At 61.0% G+C, this 8,234-nt stretch carries 4 protein-coding genes; all 4 read left to right on the top strand.

Features of this window, described 5'->3' with window-relative positions; all coding sequences use genetic code 11:
- A partial coding sequence (locus ABYO54_RS10835) for a hypothetical protein (protein WP_372808266.1) occupies positions 1–645 on the top strand: 645 nt, incomplete at its 5' end.
- A 351-nt stretch (positions 646–996) separates the two neighbouring features.
- A complete protein-coding gene (locus tag ABYO54_RS10830) occupies positions 997–3,321 on the top strand; it encodes a beta strand repeat-containing protein (protein ID WP_372808265.1) in 2,325 nt (774 codons plus the stop codon).
- A gap of 114 nt (positions 3,322–3,435) precedes the next feature.
- Positions 3,436–5,979: an alpha-galactosidase gene (locus ABYO54_RS10825; RefSeq protein WP_372808264.1), complete on the top strand. Its 2,544-nt coding sequence runs from the start codon at positions 3,436–3,438 to the stop codon at positions 5,977–5,979.
- 154 nt (positions 5,980–6,133) lie between these two features.
- Positions 6,134–8,234 (top strand): discoidin domain-containing protein (locus tag ABYO54_RS10820; protein ID WP_372808263.1); only part of this gene is annotated, 2,101 nt, incomplete at its 3' end.

Raw genomic sequence — 8,234 nt, 5'->3', positions numbered from 1 at the left:
CTGACCTTCGACTACCATATGTACGGCAGCTACATCGACTTCCTTGCCGTGGATGTCGACGATGGATCGGTCTACACGTCGAATGTCTGGATCAAGGTCGGCAAGCAACATTCCAGCAGCGAGGAGCCATGGTCGACCGCAACGGTCGACCTCTCGGCCTACGCCGGGAACGACGAAATCACGATCTGCTTCCGCACGGCGAATCGGCTCTGGAATGCCGCCGACCCGGCCATCGACAACATCCGCCTGGAAGAAACCGCGACGGCCTACGGCACGTGGGCGGCCACCGCCTTTGCCGGCGCCCCCGGCGGAACGGATACGACCGCTTCCGGCAATCCAGACGGCGACCGCTTCAGCAACCGGCTGGAATGGGCGCTCGTGCTCGATCCGCTGGTGGCCGACCAGCCATCCATGGATGTTTCGATGGGCGATTCCGATTTCACCGTGATCTATTCCCGCCGCAATTCCGACGATGTTGCCGTATTTGCCAGTTGGGCGACTTCGCCCACCGCAACCGTGTGGCGCGTGGCGGGCGACGGCTTGACGGAATCGTCCGTCGCCTTCTCAAACGACGTGGAAACCATGTCCGCCACGGTACCGATCGACGAAGACCAAAAATTCATCCGCTTGCAAGCCGAGAAATAATCGGTCCCGCCCGCGGGGTTCTGCGCGATCCGCCGATCAAGTCGATCGGCGGATTTTTTTTGGCCATGAACCCTTGGCGGCAGCGGGGCGGCCCGTTGAAACGCACTTGCGCACTTGCGTGTAAAGTCTTGCAGGGTCGTGGGTTCCGGCGGTGGTCTTTGGTTTTTTCGCGGCGGGTTTAAATGAACGGAAGTGGCATGGCGGCGTCTACTACATAACGCGTGTTTTTTTTCGTCGCGTTGCGTCACGATTTTACCCCAGTAGTCGTTCAAGGGGTGTCGAGCGGGAATTTTCGCGAAGTCGATACGGGATTCCCAGGAAGACGGGTCAATAAACAGCAGGAGGAATGAAATGGATCGGATTAACTTACTTAGATGCAGTGCATTGATCGCGGCGATGGCCGTTGCGGCCGTTCAGGCGGCGGATCAAACCTGGAGTGGCGGTACCACGGGTACCTGGGACCAAGCCACCACGGCCAACTGGGACGGCGGTTCCGTCTGGGCCAATGGCAACAATGCCCTATTCGTAGATTCCGGAGAAAACTATGTGATCGAGCTGGACGCCGGCGTCACGGTTGGTGATTTGACCTACCAGGGAACCGATACGCTTCAGCTTAAAGCCCTCGTTGACAACACCGCGCTCACGTTGGCGGGCAACGCGACGTGGAACACCGGTGGCGGGATGATCGAATTCGTTAACAACCAGGCCAACGATACGGGGCTCGACCTCGCCGGCTACACGCTGACGGTCGGCGGTGGCGGCACGTTCGACACCGGCGAAAAGGCCAACGGCTCCGATTGGGGGGCCGGGGATCTTGTCTTTACCGACGCCACGATCCTTCGTGGAGCAATCTTCAGCGTTGGCCAGCTCAACAGTGTCACCCTGCCCGGCGGCAGTACCTTCATTCAAGAGCGCAACTCAAACCAGACCTTGCCCAACGCGTGGGAGCTGGGTTCCGGTGACGTGACTTTCAAAACCCGCTATGCCCGCCAGACGGTTCTCTCCGGCGTGATTGACGGCGACGGAACGCTGGCGGTTCAGTTCGGACAGTTCACCGAGTCTGCGCAGGATTATTCCGTGGCGTTGAATGCCTCGAACACCTTTACTGGTGGCGTGGTCGTCGATGGAACCACCGCAACTACGATCCTCAACATCAACGCGGAAAACCGGCTGGGAGCGACGCCCGTTTCGTTCGATGCAGACAACATCACGCTCCGCAATGGCGGGTATCTTCGAATCAATGGCGCTGCCATGTCGTTCGATGCCAACCGCGGGATTACACTGGATGGCGGCGGCAGCTTGATCGCCGGCAGCAACGCCCACACCATCAATGGTGCGATTACCGGTACCGGCCCGCTGAACGTCGGTCGGGAAGGCGACAACCTCGGCAATGCGATTATCCTCACTTCAACGGCGAACGATTATACCGGTCAGTCGCAGGTCTCCTATGGAACGCTGGAGCTGGGAGTCGACAATGCCCTTCCGGCAACAAGCGTTTTGAATATCGGGGGGTCCGGCGGCGGAACATCGCGATTCGAAATGAACGGGTTCAATGCAACGATCGGCGGATTGACCTCCAGCGGGACCAACTCGAAGCAAGTCGAGAACGGTAGCACGACGCTATCCACGCTTACGATCGATGTCGCCGCAGGGGAAAACTACGTTTACGCCTCGAACTTCGCGGATGTAGGCGATATTGCGCTCGTCAAGGAGGGGGAAGGCACCCAGCGCCTGGTACGCAGTTCTTTGTTCAGCAAATCCCCGGTTTCGCTGGTGGTGAACGAAGGGACGTTCGTGATGAGTGCCGAATTGTTCGACGGTTCCGTGACGGTGAATGGTGGAACCTTGCAGGGGATCGGCACCTTCGGCGGTAACGCCACCTTCAACGCCGGCGCCACCATTTCTCCCGGAAACGACGGCGGTTGGAACTCGCTGAAGTTCCTCGGCAACCTGGATATGAGCCCGATGATCGATGACAATACCGGTGGGCTGGTCATTGGATATGGCGCCGCACAGGACCAGATCATCGTCACCAACTCCGCCGGCACCGGTACGCTCGATATGGACGGGGTCACCGATGGCGACCTTGGGTTCAGCGACTTCACCTTCTCGGATTCGAACGGTTTGCCGAGCGGTACCTATGCGGTCCTGATGGCGGATGTCCTGATCGGCACCTTGGATCAAAACGATCTCAGCGGGCCCGTGGGCGACTTGGGCGCAACCGGTACGTTGTCGATCTCCGACAATACGGTTTATCTGACGGTCATTGGTTCGGATGTTTCCGTTTACGGCGAATGGGCCGAGGAGTTCGGCCTTGCAAAGTATACGGAAGCGGCCGACGTGGATGGCGATGGCTACAGCAACTTCCAGGAATTCGCCTTTGGCGGAAACCCGACCAACTCCGCGATGACGGGCATGGTTCCGGCCGCCGGCACGCTGGATGACGGCGACACCTATTGGTTCACGATGGTCTACGGCATGCGCACCAACGATAACCCGGGCGTGACCTACGACGTCCAGACGGTCAACAACCTCGTGATCGGAACCTGGACCACCGACGGCATCTCCAACCTGGGCTACGGCGTCACCGTTGACGGCATCACGCCCGTCACCAATGCGATCCCGCTCGACAGCTCGATGGACTTCCTCGGCGTGTTCCTTGAAAAGCAGGAATAACGCTCGTACTCGATAATAGGTTTGGCCGGGATAGGCAGCAGTCGATTCCCGGCCTTTTTTTAAGCCCGAGAGAAAAATAGCATGTTTCGTCTTTCAATCCTTTTGGTAGCCGCAATGTTGTCCGCCTCCCACGGCGAGGCCTTCCAGACGTTGGCGAAAACGTTTGGCCCGGCATCGGTGAAAGCCGCGGGGGACGAGCTGGTTGTTTCGTCCGGCCCGGTGGAACGCCGATGGGCTTGGACGGGCCGCGGTCTTTCAACCTGCGGACTGCGCGATTTGCGCTCGGGCAACGAATGGATTGAACAGGCGGGCGATCCCCGCGCCGACTGGGACTTCCCGGGCCTGACGGAAGGCGACGCGAAGGTGCTTTCGCTGACGGCGCGCGAGTCGGATGACGAGGGGTTCACCACCCGGCATCTTGAAGTGGTTGCGGAGATTGAATATCCGCAAACCGGGGTTGCGCTCAAATATGTCGTTTGGGCCTATCCCGATGCGCCGGGCCTGCGCTCCCAGATCTGGCTGAAGGGCGCACCGAAATCCGGCGCCGCTGCGACCGCCGCCGGCAACGGCGTCTCGATCGGCGTGGTTTCGGGCAAGGCGCATCAAATTCCCGCCAAGATGCCCGAGATCGCTTTGGTTCCCGCATACCAAACCTCCAACCTTTACCATGGCAAGGAGGTCGAACTGAAGATCGAGGGCATGAACCATGACCGCGACTACCGGGCGATGCTGACGTGGTGGGATACGGGCAACTCTGGCCGGCGCACCCAATCCGTATCGGTCTTGAGCATGGATGCCGAAAGTGCGGTGCAGGTCGTCCCCCCGACCGTGCTACCCTCCCGCCGCGACGACCTGTTGCCGGCGGAAGTTGGCTTCGATATCCCGGCGGAAGTTCGCGTGGGCGACATGGTGCGCGTCAAGGTGAAGCGGGAAGCGGGGGTGAATGCGCACCTGTTCGAGTTCTGGGTCTTTGAAGAAGGTGCCGCGCCGGCTGGGTTGAGTTTGAATGGCGATCCGCAACGGATTGCCGAACTGAAGAAGAATGCGCCCGATGGCTATCATCTGGCGGCCTATCTGGATTGCGGCGGAATGGCCGCCGCGCGTCCGCGGCCGCTGGCGGGCACGGGCAACCGCGTGGATTGCCTCCCGGTCGACGGATGCAAGCTGACGGCGTTCGGCTATTACAACGACACGCAGCATCGCCACACGCCGGAACATCACCTGTACCGCGAGGAGGTCCTGAAGGATTCCTCGGTGGATTGGGCGAGCGTGCTGTTCGCCGAAAAGGAGCAGGGGGGCGGCATTGCGTGGGTCAAGGAATCGCATAAATGCGTCAACCGCGCCGGCGTGGATACGGGAGCGTTCATCTCCGATGCCGCAGGGCTGCACAACACCGGATCCGCGCTTTCGGCGGCGGACCTGCAGCCGAATGAATACCGCTGGTGCTGGGCCACCTGGACGGTGCTATATCCGGAAAACACCCAATGGTCCCGCGAGCTGGCGATGAAGCAGTTCGACCGCGCGCGGTTTCCGGTCGATCCCGATCGCGATGTGTTCGTGAAGGCCAACACCTGGGGCAGCGGCAACAGCGGCGACGAGTCGATGGCCATGGCCGCCGAAAAGGAAGTGCTCAAGGAGATCGACTCGGCGGCCAATCTGGGCATCGACGTGTTGCAGATCGACGACGGTTGGCAATGCGGCCGGCAAAAGCCCCCGAACAAGGCGCGGGCGTGGCAGGTCCGCGAAGACTGGTATCCCAACGGCTGGGCGACGGTTCGTGAAGCCGCCCTGAAAAAGAAGCTCAAGCTGGGCCTCTGGACGGCGGCCTATGCCGAACTCGACGACCTCAAACGAAACTACGACGACGGCGGCTTCGTGACGTGGAAGTACGACTTTGCGAGCATGGGCAACTACAACCATCTGTACGCCCACTGGAGCAAGCTGCGCGCGTTCCTGCTCTACACCGGCCACCGGGCCCGCATGGCGGTCGACGTGACGGAGAATGCGCCGCGCTTCGGCTATTTCTGGGCGCGCGATTTCGGGTGCGTCTGGCTCTCGAACCGCAAACCGGAAAACCCGCCGAACACGATTCCGAAACCGACGCTGATGCTGCGCGAAAACCGCGAGCTTGCCCGATACGTCAACCTCAACAAATTCGAGTTGCCGATCCAAAACTTCCAGCGGGTGAACAAGACGGCGAGCGATGCGCACCTTTATGGCCACGCCTACGAGGTGGCGCTGGGCCTGATGGGCATCCCGACCTTCTTCCAGACGACCTACTATTACGACGCCGCGGCCCGCACCGAAATCCGCGAACTCTTGAACGTCTACAAGCAGCAGCGGCAGGCGCTTTACAACCGCTATGTTTTCGCCATTGGCGATGAACCCGACGGTGCGGCGTGGAGCGGGTTCCAATGGGTGGATCCCGGTGCCGACGAGGGCTATCTGCTCGTTTTCCGCGAACGTCAAAGCCCGGAGCGCACAAAGCGCCTGGCGCTTCGGTTCGTGGACGCGGGAGAACCCTTGCGTGTGGCGAACCTGCGCACCGGAAAAACGGGGAACGTCGTTGCGGATGGAGACGGAACCGTGGGGTTCCGGATCGATGATGCCGCCGATTTCCTGTTCTTGAAATACCAACGGAACGGACCCGGGCAATGAACCCGTCGCTTTCGTTGCCGGGCAAACCCCGGAACGGGCGCGGTTCGCGGCCGGCGTCGGGGCGCTACTAGCCGATTGGGTAGGTGGTTTTTTTAGCCGGAACGCGGTCTAATAGGGCGTCGTCGAACATCATCTCGAATCTTTGGAAACGGATATGAACAACATGAAAAAGACCATTCTAGCCCTCGCAGGTTTTCTCGCCGCTCTTCACGGGGTTTCGGCCGCCCTTCAGATCAACCCGTCCTCCAGCCTCCCGGCCAGCGGGGTTGCCCTGGGCTCGGGGGCGACCATCGGGGCGATTGCCGCCAGATCGTTGACCGGCGGTACGGGAGAAAAGATTACGCTCACCACCGGCCCGCACGGCAAGGCGCACGTCTTCACGGTGGGGGCGGGCGAGTTCTGGCCCATCGATTTCTTTGCATTCAAGGTCGATGCCGGACGCATCGGGCAAAGCAACCTCAAGATTGTCCGCTACGACCAGGGCTTCCCCGCCGACGGGACCTATTCCACCGTTCTGGCCGACCACACCTACGACGGCGCCGAGATCCAGACTGCGAACAATGAGTATCTCTACTACGAATTCGATCCGATCACGTTGACGGGCGGGCAGCACGGCACCACCTATGCCTTGGCCTTTTCCAATGCGACCACTTCGGCGGAGCTGAAGGCCTATCTCGACACGACGGATGCCTATGCCGATGGCTTTGTGGCCCGGACCTTTTACCCCAACCTGTCGGGTTCGGGGCGCGATTTCAACTTTGCCTTGGGCTGCTCGCAGGGCGTTTCCGCCGAGGAAACGGTGTTCGAGGCCAACTTCGATGCGGCACCGCCCATTGGTTCTCTCGCCGCGAATGCAAGTAAGTCGAACCTCGATGCGGGCACGGCGGTTGGCAGCTGGACGGTATCCGATACGACGCCCGGCGCGATCATCTCCGACGGTGCATCCGATCACGCATTTATGTTCGACCGCGCTCTTGCCGGGGCCTACGGAATTTCGGCGAGCGGAGTTTTCGCCCGTTCGGTGGATTTGGCGGGGGGCGAGGCGCTCACGCTGGAAATGGACCTCTACGCCGCGCGCCAGGCCGGCAATCAATCCGTCTTTTTCTCGCTGGACGATGCGGATGGCAACAGTGCCTACACGTTTGTTTTCCGGATGAACAACGACAAGGATTTTTATACCGAGAACGCTTCCGGGCAGGCGACGGGGGCCACCGTGAACGGAACCGGGGTGAACAACGGCTTCAAGAATCCGGCGGTGGACGGCTATCTCGAATGGGGGCTGACCCTGGTCCACGTGAAGGTCGAGGTGTCCAGCCAGCCGACCCAGGCCGGCAACCGCGGCGCGGTCGTCAGTCTTGATTGGAACGGGGATGGCGACTATGCCGATGCCGGGGAGCAGCAGTTGGTCGACGTTGGCCCGCGCTCTTCGGGCGTGACCGAAATCAGTGCCGTACGGCTGTATAACAACGGATCGCTTTCCGGCGGCGCGTGGGTGGACAACATTTCGGTGGTGGCCTATCCCGGTTCGGTCTTCGCGCACGACGGCCACTTTAACCTGGCCAAATATCAGGAAACCCTGGGCGATTCTTCCAACAGCACCACGCCGCGCCAATACGGCAACGACGGCATCGTGGCGCAGGACAGCCGCTGGACCGGCGACGACTCCGGCGAGCATACCTATAAAGTGACCCTCGCCACCCCGATGACCATCGGCAGTGCGCATCTTTATAGCGGCGGGACCTGGGACGCGGCCATGGCCGACATCCAACTGCAATACAGCGACGGATCGAGCTGGATCAACATTCCCGGCGCGTTGTTTTCCGGCAACACGTCGAAGGAACTCAACATCACGTTCGACTCGCCCATAACGGCCCAGCAGTTCCGTCTGTACACCACCGACGCAACGGCCCGGGTGAAGGAGTTGGCGCTGTATCCGCCGACGGCCGACGGCTCCATGGTGCCCTTCGGCGCGGACGTGGACCTGAACATCGCGAAGCTGCGCCAGTACGACTATTCCTCGATGGCCGGCGCGAACTATCCGAAGCTGGCGATCGACGGCTATGTCGACGATTCCTCCGGCTGGGCCAGCGCGAATTCCGCCGGCCCGCACGATCTGGAGATTCACCTGCAGCAGGGTGAAAAGATCGGCGGCATCCAGCTCTACTCCGGCTACGAGGGGCAGCCGGGCACGCAGATCCAGAATTTCGAGGTGGCCTACGATAGCGGCGGCAGCTGGGTGCTTTTCGATGGCGGGG

The sequence above is a fragment of the Pontiella sp. genome (assembly GCF_041622395.1).
Taxonomy (GTDB): domain Bacteria; phylum Verrucomicrobiota; class Kiritimatiellia; order Kiritimatiellales; family Pontiellaceae; genus Pontiella.
The sequence above is the reverse complement of the archived record's forward strand: the minus strand, read 5'-3'. Positions and strand labels throughout refer to the sequence as shown.

Coding starts and splice junctions, on each gene's coding strand:
- ABYO54_RS10830 (WP_372808265.1), top strand. CDS start 997: ATGGATCGGATTAACTTACTTAGATGCAGTGCATTGATCGCGGCGATG.
- ABYO54_RS10825 (WP_372808264.1), top strand. CDS start 3,436: ATGTTGTCCGCCTCCCACGGCGAGGCCTTCCAGACGTTGGCGAAAACG.